Raw genomic sequence first — 396 nt, 5'->3', positions numbered from 1 at the left:
GCGCAATGCCGGGTGTAGAGCTGAAATGTTCGTTTAATGCGATCGATGCCGTTAGGGATGGAACGACGGAAGGATTGGCTGCAAAAATTGTGAATGAGGCTAATCAGATCATCGAAAAGAAAATCAGAGCTGGTTTTCGTGTTAAGGCAGGTAGTGTAATTAATCCGGTTGACATCATTAAAACGCTTTACAAAGAGTGTAAGGGGCGTGCTGAGGACGTTAGCCAAGTAGATAAAGGCAATACTGGCAAGGATGAAAGTATCTCAGTTGAAATCATTGGCATGATCTCAGGTGTGGCCAAGATTGCCAGGGTGCTATCCGATTTCAGTTACAACGTGATCGGTGAAATCAAAATTCCCTCACGGATAAGCGTTAGAATCGGTGATGTCATTAATG

General features: G+C 43.9%; 1 protein-coding gene. It reads left to right on the top strand.

Going from position 1 to position 396, the window contains the following annotated elements; all coding sequences use genetic code 11:
• The coding region (locus tag D7X55_RS43985; protein WP_158626518.1) for a hypothetical protein at window positions 1-396 on the top strand (396 nt) is incomplete at both ends.

This window comes from Corallococcus sp. AB049A (assembly GCF_003668885.1).
GTDB lineage: Bacteria > Myxococcota > Myxococcia > Myxococcales > Myxococcaceae > Corallococcus > Corallococcus interemptor.
This window is presented reverse-complemented; position numbering and strand designations above follow the sequence as displayed.